The sequence below is a fragment of the Paraburkholderia sediminicola genome (assembly GCF_046027355.1).
Taxonomy (GTDB): Bacteria; Pseudomonadota; Gammaproteobacteria; order Burkholderiales; family Burkholderiaceae; genus Paraburkholderia; species Paraburkholderia sediminicola_B.
This window is the reverse complement of the sequence record NZ_JAQQEK010000013.1, coordinates 1-17,066: the sequence shown is the minus strand read 5'-3', so window position 1 is coordinate 17,066 and position 17,066 is coordinate 1. Positions and strand designations below refer to the sequence as shown.

Annotated in this window: 23 protein-coding genes and 1 tRNA gene; 11 read left to right on the top strand and 13 right to left on the bottom strand. The window is 64.3% G+C overall.

From position 1 onward, the window contains the following. Positions 1-77: 77 nt before the first annotated feature. The 3 genes from PQR42_RS22145 to PQR42_RS22135 all read right to left on the bottom strand — a co-directional run bounded on the left by PQR42_RS22145 (position 78) and on the right by PQR42_RS22135 (position 1,116). Positions 78-476: a glyoxalase superfamily protein gene (locus PQR42_RS22145; protein WP_408387511.1), complete on the bottom strand. Its 399-nt coding sequence runs from the start codon at positions 474-476 to the stop codon at positions 78-80. Positions 477-560: 84 nt separating this feature from the next. Further along, positions 561-806: a hypothetical protein gene (locus PQR42_RS22140; protein ID WP_408387512.1), complete on the bottom strand. Its 246-nt coding sequence runs from the start codon at positions 804-806 to the stop codon at positions 561-563. A 112-nt stretch (positions 807-918) separates the two neighbouring features. Next, positions 919-1,116, bottom strand: a complete 198-nt coding sequence (locus PQR42_RS22135) for a hypothetical protein (RefSeq protein ID WP_408215154.1) — start codon at positions 1,114-1,116, stop codon at positions 919-921. Positions 1,117-1,266: 150 nt separating this feature from the next. Here PQR42_RS22135 and PQR42_RS22130 point away from each other — a divergent pair, with 150 nt between their 5' ends. Continuing rightward, positions 1,267-1,572, top strand: a complete 306-nt coding sequence (locus PQR42_RS22130; protein WP_408387513.1) for a hypothetical protein — start codon at positions 1,267-1,269, stop codon at positions 1,570-1,572. An 8-nt stretch (positions 1,573-1,580) separates the two neighbouring features. On the opposite strand, the gene PQR42_RS22125 is transcribed toward PQR42_RS22130, so the two are convergent. The 4 genes from PQR42_RS22125 to ssuD all read right to left on the bottom strand — a co-directional run bounded on the left by PQR42_RS22125 (position 1,581) and on the right by ssuD (position 4,907). Continuing rightward, complete coding sequence (locus tag PQR42_RS22125; RefSeq protein ID WP_028198179.1) at positions 1,581-1,796, bottom strand: TOBE domain-containing protein; 216 nt, start codon at positions 1,794-1,796, stop codon at positions 1,581-1,583. A gap of 47 nt (positions 1,797-1,843) precedes the next feature. After that, positions 1,844-2,845, bottom strand: a complete 1,002-nt coding sequence (locus PQR42_RS22120) for an ATP-binding cassette domain-containing protein (protein WP_408387514.1) — start codon at positions 2,843-2,845, stop codon at positions 1,844-1,846. After that, entirely contained in the window at positions 2,842-3,678 is an 837-nt protein-coding gene (gene ssuC / locus PQR42_RS22115; RefSeq protein WP_408387515.1) for an aliphatic sulfonate ABC transporter permease SsuC, read from the bottom strand. Before ssuC ends, PQR42_RS22120 begins: the two co-directional genes overlap by 4 nt. Positions 3,679-3,746: 68 nt before the next feature. Further along, positions 3,747-4,907: an FMNH2-dependent alkanesulfonate monooxygenase gene (gene ssuD, locus PQR42_RS22110; protein WP_408215143.1), complete on the bottom strand. Its 1,161-nt coding sequence runs from the start codon at positions 4,905-4,907 to the stop codon at positions 3,747-3,749. Positions 4,908-5,490: 583 nt separating this feature from the next. Here ssuD and PQR42_RS22105 point away from each other — a divergent pair. Next, positions 5,491-5,916 carry a hypothetical protein gene (locus tag PQR42_RS22105; protein ID WP_408215140.1) on the top strand — a complete coding sequence of 142 codons (426 nt, stop codon included), beginning with the start codon at positions 5,491-5,493 and terminating at the stop codon, positions 5,914-5,916. Between the two features lie 97 nt (positions 5,917-6,013). On the opposite strand, the gene PQR42_RS22100 is transcribed toward PQR42_RS22105, so the two are convergent. Together PQR42_RS22100 and PQR42_RS22095 are read right to left on the bottom strand one after the other, a co-directional pair. Then, positions 6,014-7,150 carry an enoyl-CoA hydratase/isomerase family protein gene (locus PQR42_RS22100; protein WP_408387516.1) on the bottom strand — a complete coding sequence of 379 codons (1,137 nt, stop codon included), beginning with the start codon at positions 7,148-7,150 and terminating at the stop codon, positions 6,014-6,016. Positions 7,151-7,196: 46 nt separating this feature from the next. Next, the gene (locus tag PQR42_RS22095; RefSeq protein WP_408387517.1) at positions 7,197-8,078 is read right to left on the bottom strand and encodes a TetR/AcrR family transcriptional regulator; all 882 of its coding nucleotides are present in this window, start codon (positions 8,076-8,078) and stop codon (positions 7,197-7,199) included. A 135-nt stretch (positions 8,079-8,213) separates the two neighbouring features. On the opposite strand from PQR42_RS22095, the gene PQR42_RS22090 reads away from it, so the two are divergent. Then, entirely contained in the window at positions 8,214-9,212 is a 999-nt protein-coding gene (locus PQR42_RS22090; RefSeq protein ID WP_408387518.1) for an NAD-dependent epimerase/dehydratase family protein, read from the top strand. A 216-nt stretch (positions 9,213-9,428) separates the two neighbouring features. Here the strand turns inward: PQR42_RS22090 and PQR42_RS22085 are convergent, their stop codons facing one another. Continuing rightward, a complete protein-coding gene (locus PQR42_RS22085) occupies positions 9,429-9,890 on the bottom strand; it encodes a DUF1488 family protein (protein WP_408493727.1) in 462 nt (153 codons plus the stop codon). Beyond that, positions 9,890-10,168 carry a hypothetical protein gene (locus tag PQR42_RS22080; protein ID WP_408387519.1) on the bottom strand — a complete coding sequence of 93 codons (279 nt, stop codon included), beginning with the start codon at positions 10,166-10,168 and terminating at the stop codon, positions 9,890-9,892. Before PQR42_RS22080 ends, PQR42_RS22085 begins: the two co-directional genes overlap by 1 nt. Positions 10,169-10,458: 290 nt before the next feature. Between PQR42_RS22080 and PQR42_RS22075 the strand changes: the two genes are divergently transcribed. Both PQR42_RS22075 and PQR42_RS22070 read left to right on the top strand, forming a co-directional pair. Continuing rightward, on the top strand, positions 10,459-10,650 hold the full coding sequence (locus tag PQR42_RS22075; protein WP_342960273.1) for a hypothetical protein: 192 nt from the start codon (positions 10,459-10,461) through the stop codon (positions 10,648-10,650). Between the two features lie 73 nt (positions 10,651-10,723). Then, positions 10,724-11,116 (top strand): hypothetical protein, encoded by a 393-nt coding sequence (locus PQR42_RS22070; protein ID WP_408387520.1) that lies wholly within the window; start codon positions 10,724-10,726, stop codon positions 11,114-11,116. A 31-nt stretch (positions 11,117-11,147) separates the two neighbouring features. Here the strand turns inward: PQR42_RS22070 and PQR42_RS22065 are convergent, their stop codons facing one another. Both PQR42_RS22065 and PQR42_RS22060 read right to left on the bottom strand, forming a co-directional pair. Beyond that, positions 11,148-11,480, bottom strand: coding sequence for a DMT family transporter (locus PQR42_RS22065; protein WP_408387527.1), 333 nt, complete (start codon positions 11,478-11,480; stop codon positions 11,148-11,150). A 10-nt stretch (positions 11,481-11,490) separates the two neighbouring features. Next, a complete protein-coding gene (locus tag PQR42_RS22060; protein ID WP_408215116.1) occupies positions 11,491-11,988 on the bottom strand; it encodes a heme-degrading domain-containing protein in 498 nt (165 codons plus the stop codon). A gap of 238 nt (positions 11,989-12,226) precedes the next feature. On the opposite strand from PQR42_RS22060, the gene PQR42_RS22055 reads away from it, so the two are divergent. The 6 genes from PQR42_RS22055 (at position 12,227) to PQR42_RS22030 (ending at position 16,982) form a co-directional block, all read left to right on the top strand. Continuing rightward, positions 12,227-12,303 (top strand) — tRNA-Met (locus PQR42_RS22055). Positions 12,304-12,680: 377 nt separating this feature from the next. Continuing rightward, entirely contained in the window at positions 12,681-13,226 is a 546-nt protein-coding gene (locus PQR42_RS22050) for an NUDIX hydrolase (RefSeq protein ID WP_408215113.1), read from the top strand. 9 nt (positions 13,227-13,235) lie between these two features. Beyond that, positions 13,236-13,973, top strand: a complete 738-nt coding sequence (gene aat / locus PQR42_RS22045) for a leucyl/phenylalanyl-tRNA--protein transferase (protein WP_408387522.1) — start codon at positions 13,236-13,238, stop codon at positions 13,971-13,973. Between the two features lie 116 nt (positions 13,974-14,089). Continuing rightward, positions 14,090-14,911: an arginyltransferase gene (locus PQR42_RS22040; RefSeq protein ID WP_408387523.1), complete on the top strand. Its 822-nt coding sequence runs from the start codon at positions 14,090-14,092 to the stop codon at positions 14,909-14,911. Between the two features lie 81 nt (positions 14,912-14,992). After that, a complete protein-coding gene (locus tag PQR42_RS22035; protein WP_408215104.1) occupies positions 14,993-16,054 on the top strand; it encodes a quinone-dependent dihydroorotate dehydrogenase in 1,062 nt (353 codons plus the stop codon). A gap of 133 nt (positions 16,055-16,187) precedes the next feature. Further along, positions 16,188-16,982, top strand: coding sequence for a cystine ABC transporter substrate-binding protein (locus PQR42_RS22030; protein WP_408387524.1), 795 nt, complete (start codon positions 16,188-16,190; stop codon positions 16,980-16,982). The last annotated feature ends 84 nt before the right edge of the window (positions 16,983-17,066 follow it).

The following is a 17,066-nucleotide window of genomic DNA, read 5'->3' as shown; positions in this document are numbered from 1 at the left end:
AACTGGGCGCCGCGCATGCAGTATCGATGCCGGCGCCCAGTTGCGTTTACGCGGCACTGCAACCGCATGACGATGCCCTACCCGCCGCTCAGCGACTGATCGCCCGCCAATTCCTCCTTCGGCGATTCGCAAAACCGGATCCGGTTGCCGAACGGATCGACCGTCTCCAGCACCCTTCCCCACGGCAACGTTTCAACGCCCGGCTTTCCATATTTGTAGTCTTTGCGCTGAAGCTCGGCATGAAACGCGTCGATGTCCTGCATCGGCACGAAAATCGTCGAACCCGGCGTGGCGTCGCCATGATGCTCGCTCAAGTGCAGGATCAGGTCGGAGCGCCGCACCTGCGCATAGAGCGGGAAATTCTCTTCGAACCGGTGTTCCCATTCGACAGTGAAGCCGAGAAAGTCCACGTAGAACTCCCGGGCTTTTTCCTCGGAAAAGATACGGATGATCGGGATGGCACGCGCGAAATGCACAGCGGTCTCCAGCTAGTCATGGCAAGACGGCCAGCTTAATCGAACGCGTTCGCAATTTCACCCAGGTGCGCGAGGAGCATGCGGCTAGGCGGCCAGGCCGCCCGCGTCGATTACTTCGCGCGCCGCGCGGAAGCCCGCCTCGGCCGCGGCATGCTCGGTGCACCATAAGCTGTCGATATGCACGAGCCGCCAGTCGACCAGCACCGCCTCGCCCCGCAACACGCGAAAATGCGCTTTGACGCCCGTCAGCACCTGCTCGACGGCGACCTCGATGTCGTAGTCCTGATAGCGCTCCTGGTAGTCCCCCATGTCGAGGCCCTTCGGCTCCATGCTCGCCTCCGTGGTGCCGCCGCCGATGCGACGGCCATACTTGTCCGGCGAGCACGCTCGACGGCTCGCGGAACGATTCGGCCTGAGCGTCAGGCCGACCTTGCGCTGGCGATCAATCGCAATCGCCAGAAAGATATTGCCGGCCGTTGCAGGTGATTTCGACGTCGCCGCCGCTCGCTTTGGCGACCAGGCCGCCCGCCAGCAATTCGGCTGTAATGGACTGCGCCAGCTTCGGCGCCTCCTGTCCGACACCGACGTCGTTCAGACGCCGCAAGGCTTCAACCGCTTCGGGACTCAATGACTTCGACATGGCCGTCTCCGTCTACATGCTCAAATTCATCCTAGCAAGTTTCGGGGACGTATGCAGGCGCGCGTCGAGGCACGCGGGTTGCGTGGCGGAAGTGATCCACCAGCGTGACAGCGGCGAAACCGGCAGGCGGCATCGCCAAGGAGGACGGAGATGGAGCGAAGCAGATGGGCGGTGCTGACAGCGGGCGTCGCGCTGGCGGTAGCCGGCACGAACGGCACGGTGGCATTCGCACAGACGGCGAAACCGGGTCAAGCGCAACAAGCGGGACAAGCAACGCAAAAACCGGCACAGGCAGCGCCGCAAAACGACAACTCGTCGATGGTCAAGCCGCCCGAGGCCGCCTCCGGCTCAGGCGGCTCAAGCAATCCCGACAACATGCCGATCAAGCGTCCGACCAAGCCGACCAACGACAGGATGACGCACGAGCCGCCCGCCAGCGGCGCGAACGCGAAATAGCGCGGGCCTCACAGGCGCGCGATCGACACCTCCGTCGACTTCACCAGCGCGACCACTTCCGAGCCGACCTTCAGATCGAGTTCGTCGACGGAGCGCGTGGTGATCACCGAGGTGACGATACCGAACGGCGTATCCACATCGACTTCGGACACCACCGGTCCGCGGATGATTTCCTTGACCTTGCCTTTGAATTGATTGCGTACGTTGATTGCGGAAATGGTCATAACGTGTGGCTCCAGGGAAGCGATTAAAAACAGTCAGTCAAGGAATGTCAGACGGCCCAGCGGACGTCTGTCGGCCGCGTGAGGCGGCCTTCGTCACGTGCGTCGTACGCGCGATGGGACAGCGCGTCGTCATTCGGCGCCGTCTTCAGTACGCGTTGCAACACATGTTCTTCGAGCGCGGCGAAACCCGCCGATGCGCGCGCCCGCGGACGCGCCAGCGGCACCGGCTGATCGAGCGCGATGCGCCCTTCCTCGATCAGCAGAATCCGGTCGCCGAGCGCCACGGCTTCATGCACGTCGTGCGTGACCAGCAGCGCGGTAAATTGATGTTCGCGCCACAGACGCTCGATCAGCGCGTGCATTTCAATGCGCGTCAACGCATCGAGCGCGCCGAGCGGCTCGTCGAGCAACAGCAATTGCGGCCGATGCACCAGCGCCCGCGCCAGCGCCACGCGCTGACGCTGACCGCCGGAAAGTTGCGCGGGCCAGTCGTTGGCGCGCTCCAGCAAGCCGACTTCGGCGAGCACGGCGCGTGCGTCCTCACGCGCGCTGCGACCGAGGCCGAGCATCACGTTTTGCAGCACGCTCTTCCAGGGCAGCAGACGCGCGTCCTGAAACATGATGCGGGTGTCGAGCGGGCCGCCGTTTTCGGTGCGCTTTTCGAGCACGCCAGCAGTGGTCTTTTCCAATCCGGCGACGAGCCGCAGCAAAGTGGACTTCCCGCAGCCGCTGCGGCCGACGATCGCCACGAAACTGCCGCGCTCGATCGACAGATTGAAGTCGGCCAGCACCTGGCGTTCGCCGTAGCGTTTGCCCACGCCGCGCAATTCCACCGAATGATCCGCCGCGCGACGGACATCGTTGCGCGCGAGCGCACCAGCCGACAGTCCGGCAGCGGCGCGCGGTTGATGATGATGCGTCGCATCGGCGTACTCGACGTCCGCAGCTTCGTGCGCGTCGTGATCGACATTGCGCGCTTGAGCCAACTCGGCTTCGAGATCGCTGCCGGCAATCCCGCCGAACGACGCGGACAAGGTCGTTGCGTTCATGATTTCGCTCCTCGTTGATAGGCCGGGTGCCAGCGCAGCGAGACGCGTTCGAGGCTCTTGGCCAGCACGTCGGCGAGTTTGCCGAGCGCCGCGTAGAGCAGAATGCCGACCACCACCACATCGGTTTGCAGGAATTCGCGGGCGTTCATCGTCATGTAGCCGATGCCCGATTGCGCGGAAATGGTTTCGGCGACGATCAGCGTGACCCACATCAGCCCGAACGCGAAGCGCACGCCGACCAGAATCGACGGCAACGCGCCCGGCAGAACCACATGCCGGTACAGCGCGAAACCCTTCACGCCATAACTGCGCGCCATTTCGATCAGATTGGCGTCAACCGAACGGATGCCGTGAAACGTGTTCACGTAGATCGGGAAAAACACGCCCAGCGCGACGAGAAACACTTTCGCTTGCTCCTCGATGCCGAACCACAGAATCACGAGCGGAATCATCGCCAGCGCCGGGATGTTGCGGATCATCTGCACGGTCGAGTCGAGCGCGATCTCGGCGGGCTTGAACAGACCCGTCGCGAGTCCGAGCACGAGACCGATGCCGCCGCCGATCGCAAAACCCGACACCGCGCGCCACGTGCTGACCTTCACGTCCGCCCACATTTCACCGGACTGGATCAGCGACCACGCGGCCTTCACGACCGCAAGCGGTTCGGGAAGCACGCGCGTCGACAGCACGCCGCTGCGCGCGGCGAATTCCCACGCCAGCAGAATCGCGAGCGGCGCGAGCCACGGCGCGAGATGCACGCCGATCCGGCGCAGCGTGTTCAAAGCCGCGCCGGCGCCTTCGTCCCGCGCGGCGCTCACAGTGGATTGAGCCATGCTTGCGTTCCTCATTGCTTATCGATGGTCATGCATGCAGCTTGCAGCACGCGAGTTCAGCCCGAAACTCAGCTCGAACTCGCCGCCTTCGGCAGATAGTTGTTGCCGACGATCTCGCCGAACGGCCCCGACAGCGGTCCATTCGAAACCTTGTTCTGACGGTTCGGCAGCAGCGGAAACACGAGTTCGGCGAAGCGATACGACTCTTCCAGATGCGGATAGCCCGACAGAATGAAGGTGTCGATGCCGAGCTCGGCATACTCCTTCATGCGCGCCGCCACCTGCTCCGGATTGCCGACCAACGCCGTGCCCGCGCCGCCACGCACGAGGCCCACGCCCGCCCACAGATTCGGATAGACCTCGAGCTCCGCGCGGCCGCCGCGCTTGCCGCCGTGCAGCGCGGCCATGCGGCGTTGTCCTTCGGAGTCCATCTTCGAGAACGAGGCCTGGGCGCGCGTGATGGTTTCGTCGTCGAGTTTGCTGATCAGCTTGTCGGCGGCGGCCCACGCTTCTTCTTCCGTCTCGCGCACGATCACGTGCAAACGAATCCCGAACTTGATCTGGCGGCCATGCGCCGCGGCGCGCGCGCGGATGTCGGCGATCTTCTTCGCGACGGCTGCGGGCGGCTCGCCCCACGTCAGATAGGTGTCGATATGCTCGCCCGCCATGTCGTGCGCGGCCGGTGACGAACCGCCGAACCACAGTGGCGGATGCGGGTTCTGCACCGGCGGATACAACGCCTTGCCACCCTTCGAGCTCAGATGCTTGCCTTCGAAATCGATCGCGTCGTTGGTATGCGCGGCGGTCAGCAGCTTGCGCCAGATATGCAGGAATTCGTCGGTGATTTCATAGCGCGTGTCGTGGTCGACGAACACGCCGTCGCCTTCCAGTTCGGCTGCGTCGCCGCCCGTCACGACATTGATCAGCAGACGCCCGTTCGACAAACGGTCGAAGGTCGCCGCCATGCGCGCGGCCAGACCCGGCGACGAAATGCCCGGGCGAATCGCCACCAGGAACTTCAGCCGTTTGGTCGCGGCGATCAGGCTCGACGCGACGACCCATGCGTCCTCGCACGAACGGCCCGTCGGCAGCAGCACGCCCTCGTAGCCAAGCGTATCGGCGGCGACGGCGATCTGCTGGAAATAGTCGTAATCGGCTGCGCGTGCGCCTTGGGACGTACCGAGATAGCGGCTGTCGCCGTGAGTCGGAATGAACCAGAACACATTCATTTGCTGCTCCTGCATGATCGAAACTGGATTGAATGAAGACGGTGCGTCGAGCGTTCGCGCACACGCCGGCCGCGCGCATCCCTCCGGCACACAGCCGGACGGTGCATCGCAAAGAGGCGGAAAAATACGGTAGCGGCGCTGGCTAGCGGCGACAGCGGACCCGCCGGCGCGCGCGCGCCATGCGGCGGGTGAAGATCGGCATCAGGCAGGACATCGCGACAGCTTCCCTCGACCAAACGTGCGCGTCATGCGCTCGATTAAACGGCGACGGCGGCAAACGCCGTCTGTATGGAGAAACAGTCTATGGATCGGGCTGCGGCTTTTGAACGATTTTTTTTAGCTTAGGTTTTCCACTTTCGTGATTAGCCCGACGCTAAAGCATACGGATGTTGCGCGTTGTGCACGCTCGAATTGGGGTGGCGCTCGCGAGAAAACGCCGGGCCGCCCCAAGTTTTCTCGCACCCCCTCGGGGGGCCTGGCGCGAAGCGACAGGTTAGGGGGCACTCTATATAATGGCGCACGTTTCCAACAATCCGGTCCAGGCCATGCGAACCACGCCGCCTGTACCCTGGCGGTGCAATGCATGCAAAAACTCATCCTGCCGTTCGTCGCCGGTTTTCTGGCTTCCTTGTTCTTCCACGAATCGACGCTGGCGCTGCTTCACGCAGCCGGGATGATCGACCCGACCGGTTTTTCAACCGCGCCGTTTTTACCGCTCGGGCTGCCTGAGTTCATCGCCAATGCGATCTGGAGCGCGTTCTGGGCCGTGCTGATGGCGTGGCTGTTGCGCGTCGCGCCGCATCGACGTGCGCCGTGGGTGCCGGCCTTCGTGTTCGGCGGCATCGCGTTGACGGCGGCGAGCGTGTTCGTGATCGATCCGCTGCGCGGCATCTGGCCGAGCGGCAACATGCTGCCGCGCCTCTCCGTGGGATTCGCCGCGAATGCGATGTGGGGCTGGGGCGCGCTGGTGTTCATGCGCGCGTTCATGGCGAGCGAAGACGAGGACTGAGCGGCTTGGCGGCCTGGCGGCCTGGCGGCTAGTTAGTCGCAACGCTATGCCGCCGGCAAGGGCCGCATAGCATGCTGAAATTAGAGTCGCTCGCGCCTTAACCGCGCAAATCCCGCAGCGGGTGTTCGTTCGCCGGCCACGGGCTCTCGAACATCTTCTCGACTTCGGCGGGGTTCACGTCTTCAATGCGCGCAAAGCGCCAGCGCGGCGCGTTGTCCTTGTCGATGATGCGCGCGCGAATGCCTTCGATCGTGTCGCCGTGCAGAAAGCTCGAGCGCGTCAGATCGAGGTCGCCACGCAGCACGTCGGCCATCGAACCCTCGGCGCGCGTCACCACTTCCAGCGACACCGCCATCGACAACGGCGAACGTTCGCGCAACACCGCAATCATCTGTTCGGCCCAATCGGCAGCGTCGCCGCCGCCGTCGCGCTCGCTTTCGAGCGACGCGAGAATTCGCGCGACATCCGGCAACGCGAAGTGACGATCGATCAACGCACGCGCGTTCGCCAGCGACGACGCCTCCGGCTGCGGCACAACGTGATGCGCGAGCGTCTCGCGCCCGACGCACGCCACCACGTCCGCGCCGCGCTCGAACCGCTCGCCGCGCAAGGTATCGACCAGCGCGGGCAATGCCGCGTCGTCGATATAGGTGTCGGCGAGACCCGCGTAGAGCGCGTCGGCCGCGCCGATCGTTTCGCCGGTCACGGCCAGATAGCGGCCGATCGCCCCCGGCGTGCGGGCCAGAAACCAGCCCGCGCCGACATCGGGAAACAGTCCGATGCGGGTTTCGGGCATCGCCATCTTGATCGAACCGGTGACGACACGCAGACCGCCGGTGCGATGCGCACCCTGCGAAATGCCCATGCCGCCGCCCATCACGACGCCGTTCATCAACGCGATATACGGCTTCGGATAGGTGAAGATCGCGTGATTGAGCCGGTATTCCTCGATGAAAAACGTGTCGCGCGCGTCGTGCTCGCCGCGCTGCGCCGACTCGTAGAGAAAGCGGATGTCGCCGCCCGCGCAGAACGCGCGCGGGTGCTGGCTGCGCACCACGACGGCTAGCACGTCCGGATCTTCGCGCCACTGGTCGAGCGCCGCGTGCATCGCGCGAATCATGCCGGTCGACAGCGCGTTGAGCGCCTTCGGCCTTTCCAGTTCGATGAAACCGATGCGGTTGGCTACGTAAGTCGCGACTTCGTCGCTGACGGCGGGCGAGGCGGAAATGGACATGGAGAGCTAAGCGCAACGGCGCAAAGTGAGGTGGAACTGAACGTTATCACGCACTCGTGGCTTTGCGCCTGGGAGCGGGCACGGTGACGCTGCCGGGTGCTGCTTTCGCCGATTTTTTGCTGGGCGGCTCAAGAGCAGGTTCGTTGTCTGGTTCCGGCTCCGGTTCCACCGGCGATCCGGTGCGCGCGTCAGGGCATTTTTTCTTGCGCGTGCCGGCGGTGGCCGTGGTGCTCGGCGATTGCGTTGCGGGCGATGCGCCCAGCCAGGCGTCGAGCGCGACGTCCACCACCGTATCGAGCGGCGTGGTCGGAAACACGGGACACGTGAGGTTCAGCGCGACGATGCCGTGCAGATTCGCCCAGAACGCCTCGGCCCACACCGCCACGTCCATCGATGCCGACAGACGCCCCGCCGCTTTGAGCTCTTCGAGCGCGGAAATCATGATGTGCAATGCGGCCTCGCCGGGATCGTCCTCAGGCGGGGCCGCTTCACCGCTCGCTTCGTCCGACGCCGTGACGCCGCCGTCCTCGCCCGCCACCGCCTTACCCTTCGGCGCGCCGCTCAACGCCGCGCCGGTGTAGGTCGGATCTTCCATGAAGATGAGCCGGTACGTTTCCGGATGCGCGACGCCGAACGCCACATAAGCCCGCCCGAGCGCCTTGAGCCGCTCAGCAGGATCGGCGATGCCCGCGAGCGGCACGAACGTTTCCAGCAATTGCGCATAGCCTTCCGCGCACAGCGCCTGCGCGATCTCGTCGCGGCTCGCGAAGTGCAGGTACAGCGTGGCCGGCGAATATTCGATGGCGTCGGCGATTTTGCGCATGGACAGCGCGGCAAAGCCTTCGCGCATCACGATGCGCCGCGCGGCATCGAGGATGCGTTCGCGCAGTGCCTGTTTCTGGCGGTTCTTTCGTTCGGCGATTCCCATGACGAGCATTTTCGGGTTGACAAACTGAAAAGTCAAATTAAACTGAACACTGTTCACTGAACGGTGTTCATTAAATTTCAGACCATCAGTCATAATCCATGCGGACGCGATGTGGCGCCGCTTCAGGGAGTCGTCATGCAAGTCACAGGCAAGGTGGGTTTATTCGGCGCCGCGGGCGCGGCCGGTCAGATCATCGCCGCGGCGCTCGGCGCGGCGGGCCGCGATTATCGGGTGGTTGGCCGCTCGCGCCGGCCGCTCGAAGCCGCGTTCGGCCACGATCCGCACGCGGAAATCGTCACGTGGAATCCGGACGACCCGGCGTCGATCCGCGCGGCGTCGCAGGGTCTGCAGACGGTGATCTATCTGGTCGGCGTGCCCTACGATCAGTTCGCCGCGCATCCGCCGCTCATGGAGAGAACGCTGGCGGGCGTGACGGCGGCGGGCGTCGAGCGCTTCATTCTGATCGGCACGGTGTATCCGTACGGCCGCGCGCGCGGCAATCCGATCCGCGAAAATCATCCGCGCGAGCCGCACACGTTCAAGGGCCAAATGCGGCTCGCGCAGGAAAATCTGGTGCTGGCCGCGCATGGAAGGGGCGGCCTCTCGACCCTCGTGCTGCGCCTGCCCGATTTCTACGGCCCGGGTATCGAGCGCAGTCTGCTGAACGGCGTGTTCGAAGCCGCGGCGAACGGCAAGCGCGCGCAGGTAATCGGCCCCGTGGATGTGCCGCATGAATTCATCTATCTGCCGGATATCGGGCCGGTGGTCGAACAGCTCACGCGCACACCCGACGCGTACGGGCGCTGGTGGCACCTCGCCGGCGTGGGCACCATCACGCAGCGCGAAGTGGCGCGGCAAGCCTACGCGCTGGCGGGCCGCCAACCGAAGCTGATGGTGGCCGGCAAGACCCTGCTGCGCGTACTCGGCCTGTTCAATCCGCTGATGCGGGAACTGGTGGAGATGAACTACCTGATGACCGAACCGGTCGTGCTCGACGACTCGGCGTTGACTGAACTGATTGGCCCGATCGCCAAGACGTCTTATGAAGAAGGCATCCGCCATGCGTTCGATGCCGCGCGCAAGGCGGCGTCGGCAAATGCGGGAGCGAACGGAAGCGCCACGAGCGCGGCTTGAGTAAGGACGCGAGGACCGTCTGGACGTGGCAAGTGGCGGCAGCGAGTTTCGCTGTTGGTTGTAGGTAGCGTCCAGCGTTTCAGGTCAGCGCAAGCAGACGCGCCCTGGCTCGCTCGGCCCGCTCAGTCGTACTTTGCTCATAGCCACGTCCATCCCTCGAATCCGCTGCCGATGCGACGGAGCCCGCACGGCTGCATTCTCTCTCGGGCAGCGCGATTACCCCGCCACGTTGCCGGGCGGAAAATGCCCGCTCTTGAGCAGCACGGGCGTGCCGTTACTGATCTGCAGATGCTCGCGCGCGACGGCTTCGATGCGCGGACGTCCGGCGTCGAACGCGCGCATCCAGCCTTCCAGGTCCTCGGAGTAGGCGCCGAAGTGATCTTCGAGCGCTTCGACCGAGATCGCGCACGGCACCGGCTCGCCGTTCACCAGTGCGGGAAAGACAACGGTCAGATTCGAGTCGCGGTAAGCGGGCGCGTCCGCGGGAAACCGAATTTCCATGGTCGCCTCATCTGAAAGATCCGGCAGGGAACCGGCGCCGGCGAGAACTGGCCGGCCCCGGACAACGTCGATATGGTACTCGCGCGGCCGGACCGCGGTCCAGCCTGCCGCAGCGCTTTCATCAGCGTTTTTGTCGATGCTCGCAGTAACGCTTGTCTCCACCTTGCTCACCGCCATCAAGCGCCTCCCAGCAAACGGTCAACGTAATCGCGCGCCGCCTGCTCGACGAAGACGAGCGCCTCCTCTTCGCTGCTGAAGCGCTGGCTGTCGCCGAGTTCGAGCAAGGTTTCCATGCGGTGAGGATCGTCCGGACCGTGTTCAGCCAGGCTCACCGAGCCGACGTAAGTCCCGCTCGCACTGCCGGCGGCCGTGGCCGGCGTGTCGGCCGCCGGCACGAGGCGCGCGGCGGCGCTGATGTAATAACCACGGTAAGGGCCGCTGACCCGTTCAGCCATATTCGTTCTCCTCGTTGCAATTCATGGGCGGACGCCGCGTGGAACCGCGTTCGATACGCTGCCCGTGCATTGAACCTTCATGTCGCCGGCTGCGTCCGCGCGGGCCGGTGCAGCGCACGCGTCGGCGCGCGGCCAGCCAGTATGTAAGGCGCCTCGCGAGCCGATTAGTTCTGTCGAGCCACGCGGCGATGCACCCGAATCGCACTTGTTCGGCTCGCGCCGGTCGAACTGGATCATCGGCACGATCCGTGCTGCCGCCACGACGCCTTTTCGAGTTCAGCGAGCGCAATATGGGAAAATATTTTCTGCAAAACCACGAATTGCCCGAACCGGATGCGGCCAACACATGGTTTGCTTACGCCGAAAGCCACGGCATCGACATTCCAAAAGCCATCAGCATCTGGGAAGACGCGGCCACCAAGGAAGGCGAGGAAAGCCGCCGGGTGGTCAGCGCGGCGGGCATTACGATCGAAACGCCCTGAGCTGCCCCGACGTTCAGCAGGCGCCCCGGTCTGCGTGGCAAGCCCGAATATCAATCTGAAAGGAAACAACACGATGCATTTCATGACGCAACTGCGCCGCGCCGGCCGCTTCAACCGCTTGCGAACCCGCTCAGTGCTTGCTCTCGTTCGCCGGACCTCGCTGTCGGCCGCCCTTCCCGCCGCCGTGCTGCTCGGCGCGGCGAGCCTCGCCGGCTGCGCATCGTCGAACACCACGTCGCTGATCAATCTGCCGAACGGCCAGACCGGCTTCGCCGTGAATTGCAGCGGCGCCGACGCCGCTTCCAGCTGGGCTTCGTGCTACGTGCAGGCCGGCAAGGCATGCGGCGCGACGGGCTACGACATCGTGTCGAAAGACAATGACGAAGGCGGCACGGCGGGCGGCAGCGTCACCAACGTCGTGTCGGCCAACGTGAAAAACCGCTCGATGATCGTGCGCTGCAAATAAACGCCCGCGGCGCCTGGGTTCGCGCCGCGGCTCAGTGCGCCTGCATCTTCGAGAACATGTTCAGCACGGCAACCCCGGCAATGATCAGGCCGAGCCCGAGGATGGCCGGCACATCGGGCACCTGCCGGTACAGCACCACCGCGACCAGCGTGATCAGCACGATGCCGGCGCCCGACCACACCGCGTAGACGATCCCGACCGGAATGCTCCTGAGCGTGAGCGACAGGCAATAGAACGCGACGCCGTACCCAAGCACGACCACCGCTGAAGGCAGGAACCGCGAGAAGCCCTCCGATGCGCGCATCGCGGAGGTCGCGATCACTTCGGCCACGATCGCGATGCCGAGCAAGGCATAAGGAGGCAGCCGCATCGCCTCAGGCCTTTGCAAGCGCGAGCTTGCTGTAGTCATGGCCGAGATGCGCGCACAGCGCTTCCACCACCAGCTCGTGATCGGCGCGCTGCGGCAGACCCGACACCGTGATCGAGCCGATCACGCCCGCGCCCGCCACCGTCAGCGGAAACGCGCCGCCATGCGACGCGTACTCCGTGGCGGGCAAGCCATGCTTGTCGGCGAGCGTGCCGCCGGCCTGCTGCATCTTCAAGCCGATCGCATACGAGCTGCGGCGGAAATGCGCGACCGTGTTGCTCTTGCGGCGCACCCAATCGACATTGTCCGGCGTCGCGCCGTCGAGCAGACTGAAGAAGAGCGGCTGACCGAAGGTGCGCACGTCGATCGCAACGGGGATACCACGCGCCTTGGCGACCTCGTGCAGATAGGCGCCGACTTGCCACGCGCGGTCGGCATCAAATTGTGGGAACACCAGCGCGTGTTCCTGGGCGGCAATCACCTGCAGATCGTGAGCGATATCCATGGAGTTCAGAGCAAGGTAAGAGGTGGAGCGTGCGCCGCCGTGCGTGCATGGCGACGTCGCGAGAGGAACCTGAATTCTAGCGCAGCGCCTTACGCCGGCCTTCCGGCATACGACGCCGGCAATGCGTGCGGCGACCTTCAGATCTCACGCGCGGATCCATATCCCATGGATTGAAGCCGGTTCTTAAATAGCTATTGCACAGCTATCCGCTTTGTTCTATAATCTTTTCTTCGACGGACGCGGGGTGGAGCAGTCTGGCAGCTCGTCGGGCTCATAACCCGAAGGTCGTAGGTTCAAATCCTACCCCCGCAACCAAGTGCACCAAATTGGTCGGATACGTCGAAAACAACATTGAAGGCTTGCCCAACCGGCAGGCCTTTTTTGTTTTTCTTTCCAAATATTTCATGGCGCGTTGCGCATTCCCCGCTTTTCTCGTTTCCCCAATCTGATTCCAGCAGCGGTTCCTGACGGCAAATCGCCCCGCCCGTGACGCCATCCACGCCCTCGGATCAAGCCTCGCGCGCAAGATACTCGGGATTCCGAACAAAATGATTGCGCCATTTGCGAGCAGTTTTCGGCGCCCCCGCGCACCGACCTCACCGGCCGCGGAATCCCGCGCGACGCTATTTTGCAGCCTGAGAAAAACCGCGTGCCAGTGATAAACTCCTATCACCCTTTCTCGTCCCCTTCTTATGAAATTCTGTTCTGTCTGCGGCCAGGGCGTCAGCCTGAGCATTCCGCCTGGCGACAACCGCGAGCGCTTCGTATGCGGCAGTTGCGGCACGGTGCACTATCAGAATCCGCGCAACGTGGTCGGCACCGTCCCGGTCTGGGACGAGAAAGTGCTGCTGTGCCGTCGCGCGATCGAACCGCGCTACGGCTACTGGACGCTGCCCGCGGGATTCATGGAAATGGGTGAGACGACCGCCGAAGCGGCATCGCGCGAAACGCTGGAAGAAGCCGGCGCGCGCGTCGAAGTGCAAAACCTCTTCTCGCTGCTGAACGTGCCGCACGTGCATCAGGTGCATCTGTTCTATATGGCGCGCCTGCTCGACCTCGAGATTGCCGCCGGCGAAGAAAGCCTCGAAGTGAAGCTCTTCGAAGAACATGAAATCCCGTGGGACGAGATTGCCTTTCCCACGGTCGGCCAGACCCTGCGTTTCTTTTTCGCCGACCGCGCCGCCGGCAGCTTCGGCCTGCACACGGGCGACATCTTCCGCTCGCTGCGCGAAGGTTGAGCGGCGCGCATGGTTCCCTGGCTCGGACCTGACGATCCGTTTCCGCCCGTCGAGCGCGCCCTCGGCGCGACCAGCGGCGCGCCGGGCCTGCTCGCCGCGAGCGGCGACCTGCTGCCGTCGCGGCTGATCGACGCCTATCGGCGCGGCATCTTCCCGTGGTATTCGGACGGCCAACCGGTGTTGTGGTGGAGCCCCGACCCGCGCATGGTCCTGCGCCCCGCCGAATTCAAAGTGGCGCCGTCGCTGCGCAAGACGCTCAAGCGCGTGCTGCGCGAAGACGCGTGGGAAATCCGCGTCGACCATGATTTCGCCGCGGTGATGCGCGCCTGCGCGCAGGCGCCGAGACGCGGACAACGCGGCACATGGATCACCGCGGATGTCGTCGAAGCGTACTCGTCGCTGCATCGTGTGGGCGACGCGCACAGCATCGAAACCTGGTTCAAAGGCAAGCGAGTCGGCGGTTTGTACGGCGTGTCGTTCGGCAAAATGTTCTTCGGCGAATCCATGTTCGCGGAGGTCACGGATGCGTCGAAAATGGCGCTGGCCGCGCTTGTCGGACACTTACGCCGTCACGAAATAGAAATGATAGACTGCCAGCAGAACACGTCGCATCTGGCGTCGCTAGGCGGTCGCGAGATAGCGCGCAAGACGTTCATCGCGCATGTTCGCGCGTCGGTCGAGGCGCCGCCGATTCCCTGGCGCTTCGACAAGACCGCGTTGCTCGAGGTCGTTGCGCCAGCGGCGTAGGAAGAATCAGGCCGAATCCGGATCCGTCGCCTACCGAGCCGCGGGTCACGAGCCGCGGGTTGTCCACCGCAAGGCGCCGGGTTTGCATTACCAGAGACGCTTCGAGAGCTGCCAACGTGACTCATCCTAACGAGCTGCCTCTTTCCCCGCTTTCGGCGCTGCAATTTTATGCAACAGCGCCCTATCCCTGCAGTTACCTGGACGGGCGCATCGCGCGCTCGCAAGTCGCCACCCCCAGTCACCTGATCAACTCCGACGTCTACACCGACCTCGTCAAGGCCGGCTTCCGGCGCTCGGGCGTGTTCACGTACCGGCCGTATTGCGACGGCTGCCGCGCCTGTGTGCCGGTCCGCGTGCCGGTCGACCAGTTCGAGCCGAACCGCACGCAGCGCCGCGTCTGGAAGAAACACGGCGAACTGATCGCGACCGTCGCGCCGCTGCACTACGACGAAGAGCACTACGCGCTCTACATGCGCTATCAATCGGCGCGGCATGCGGGCGGCGGCATGGATCGCGACAGCCGCGATCAATATGAACAGTTCCTGTTGCAGAGCCGGATCAACTCGCGGCTGGTCGAATTCCGCGAGCCGCTGCCGGGCCGGCCGGATGCGCCCGGCATTCTGCGCATGATCAGCATGATCGACATCCTCGGCGACGGGCTCTCCTCGGTGTACACGTTTTTCGAGCCGGGGCTGCCGAACACGAGCTTCGGCACCTACAACATCTATTGGCAGATCGAACAGGCGCGCAGTCTCAAGCTGCCTTACGTGTACCTCGGCTACTGGATTCGCGAGAGTCCGAAGATGGCGTACAAGGCGAATTTCCGGCCGCTCGAAGGTTTGATCGACGGCGCCTGGCGCGTGCTCGATCCCACGGGCGTGGACCTGCCGCCGGTCGATCTGGCGATTCAGGGCAAGCGCATGCCGTTCAAGCCGTAGCGAAGCCGTAGCCAAGGCGGTCCGCTCAGGCCGCCGCCCGATCCCGCCAGTCGGTCTCATTAAAGCCTCAAAGCCGGTAAAATGGCGGGTTCCCATTTTCCGGCCGCCCGGCTTCGTCCCGTGTTCAGTTCCCTCTACCCGCTTGTACGCGCCCAACTCTTTCGCATGGACGCGGAAGACGCTCACCACCTCACCTTGCGCATGCTCGGCGCCGCCGGCCGCACCGGCCTCGCCGGCGCGCTCGCGCCGCGCGTGCCGGATGCGCCGCGCACCGTGATGGGGCTGACGTTCCGCAACCCGGTGGGACTCGCCGCAGGCCTCGACAAGGACGGCGCCTGCATCGACGGCCTCGCCGCGCTCGGCTTCGGCTTCATCGAAGTGGGCACGGTCACGCCGCGCGCGCAACCGGGCAATCCGCGCCCGCGCATGTTCCGCCTGCCGCAGGCGAACGCCGTGATCAACCGCATGGGCTTCAACAACGCGGGCGTCGACCAGTTCGTCAAGAACGTGCAGGCCGCGCGCTATCGCGGCATTCTCGGCCTGAACATCGGCAAGAACGCCGACACGCCGATCGAGCGCGCCGCCGAAGACTATCTGTACTGCCTCGAACGCGTGTATCCGTTCGCCAGCTACGTGACGGTCAACATCTCGTCGCCGAATACGAAGAACCTGCGCCAGTTGCAAGGCGCGGGCGAACTCGACGCGCTGCTCGCGGCGCTCAAGGAGAAGCAGCAGCGCCTCGCCGACATGCACGGCAAGCTCGTGCCGCTTGCGCTGAAGATCGCGCCTGACCTCGACGACGAACAGATCAAGTCGATCGCCGACACGCTGTTGCGTCATCAGTTCGAAGGCGTGATCGCCACCAACACCACGCTCTCGCGCACGGCCGTCGCCGGCATGCAATACGGCGACGAAGCCGGCGGCCTGTCGGGCAAGCCGGTGTTCGACGCGTCCAATGAAGTGATCCGCAAGCTGCGCGCGGAAGTCGGCGAAGCGGTGCCGATCATCGGCGTCGGCGGGATTTTTTCCGGCGACGACGCGCGCGCGAAGATCGCGGCCGGCGCATCCCTCGTTCAGCTCTATACCGGGTTTATCTACCGCGGACCGTCACTGGTCGCCGAATGCGCGCAAGCGCTGCGCTGAGCGTGGCTTGGTTCGCCGCCGTGGCCGCTGCCGCGTCGGTAATATAGACATAAACAAACGATATTTTGGTTTCGATAGTCTGCTTTGTTATGCTTTCGTCTGTTAAAACGCCAGACGAACAAAAAGGAACTCGATGAAATTTGGCTTGTTGAAAAAGATGCTCGTCGCCGGTCTGATCGGCGCGTCGTTCACCGCCGTCGCCGCCCACGCCGACGACCTGCTCGATCAGGTCAAACAGCGCGGCACACTGCGCATCGGCCTCGAAGGCACCTTCCCGCCGTTCAATTCGAAAGCGCCGTCGGGCGAACTGGTCGGCTACGACGTCGACATCGCGAAGGCTGTCGCGGCCAAGCTCGGCGTGAAGCCGGAATTCGTCACGACGGAATGGAGCGGCATCATCGCCGGCCTGCAGGCGAACAAGTTCGACGTGATCGTCAACCAGGTCGGCATCACCGACGCGCGCAAGCAGGCGCTCGACTTCTCGCCGGCCTACACGTACTCGGCCGCGCAACTGATCCAGCGTAAGGACGACACGCGCCAGTTCAAGTCGCTCGACGACCTGAAGGGCAAGAAGCTCGGCGTCGGTCTGGGCACGAACTACATGGACATGGCGAAGTCGGTGCCGGGCATCGACGTGAAGACGTATCCGGGCGCGCCCGAGTACCTGCGTGATCTGGCCGCCGGGCGTCTGGACGCGGCGCTCAACGACCGCCTGATGCTTGCCTACCTGATGAAGAACTCGCAATTGCCGCTGCGCACCGGCGCGAATGTCGGCCCGGGCAACCCTTCCGGCATTCCGTTCAGGAAGGGCAATCCGAAGTTCGCCAAGGCGATCGACGACGCGATGACCCAGTTCGAAGCGGACGGCACGTTCTCGAAGATCTCGGACAAGTGGTTCGGCATCGACGTCAGCAAGCCGATCAAGTAAAGACGCGCTGACTGAAACGAAGGGCGGCATCGTCGACGATGCCGCCCTTCGCGCGGTTTGAGCAACCGTTATTATGTGGGCTTT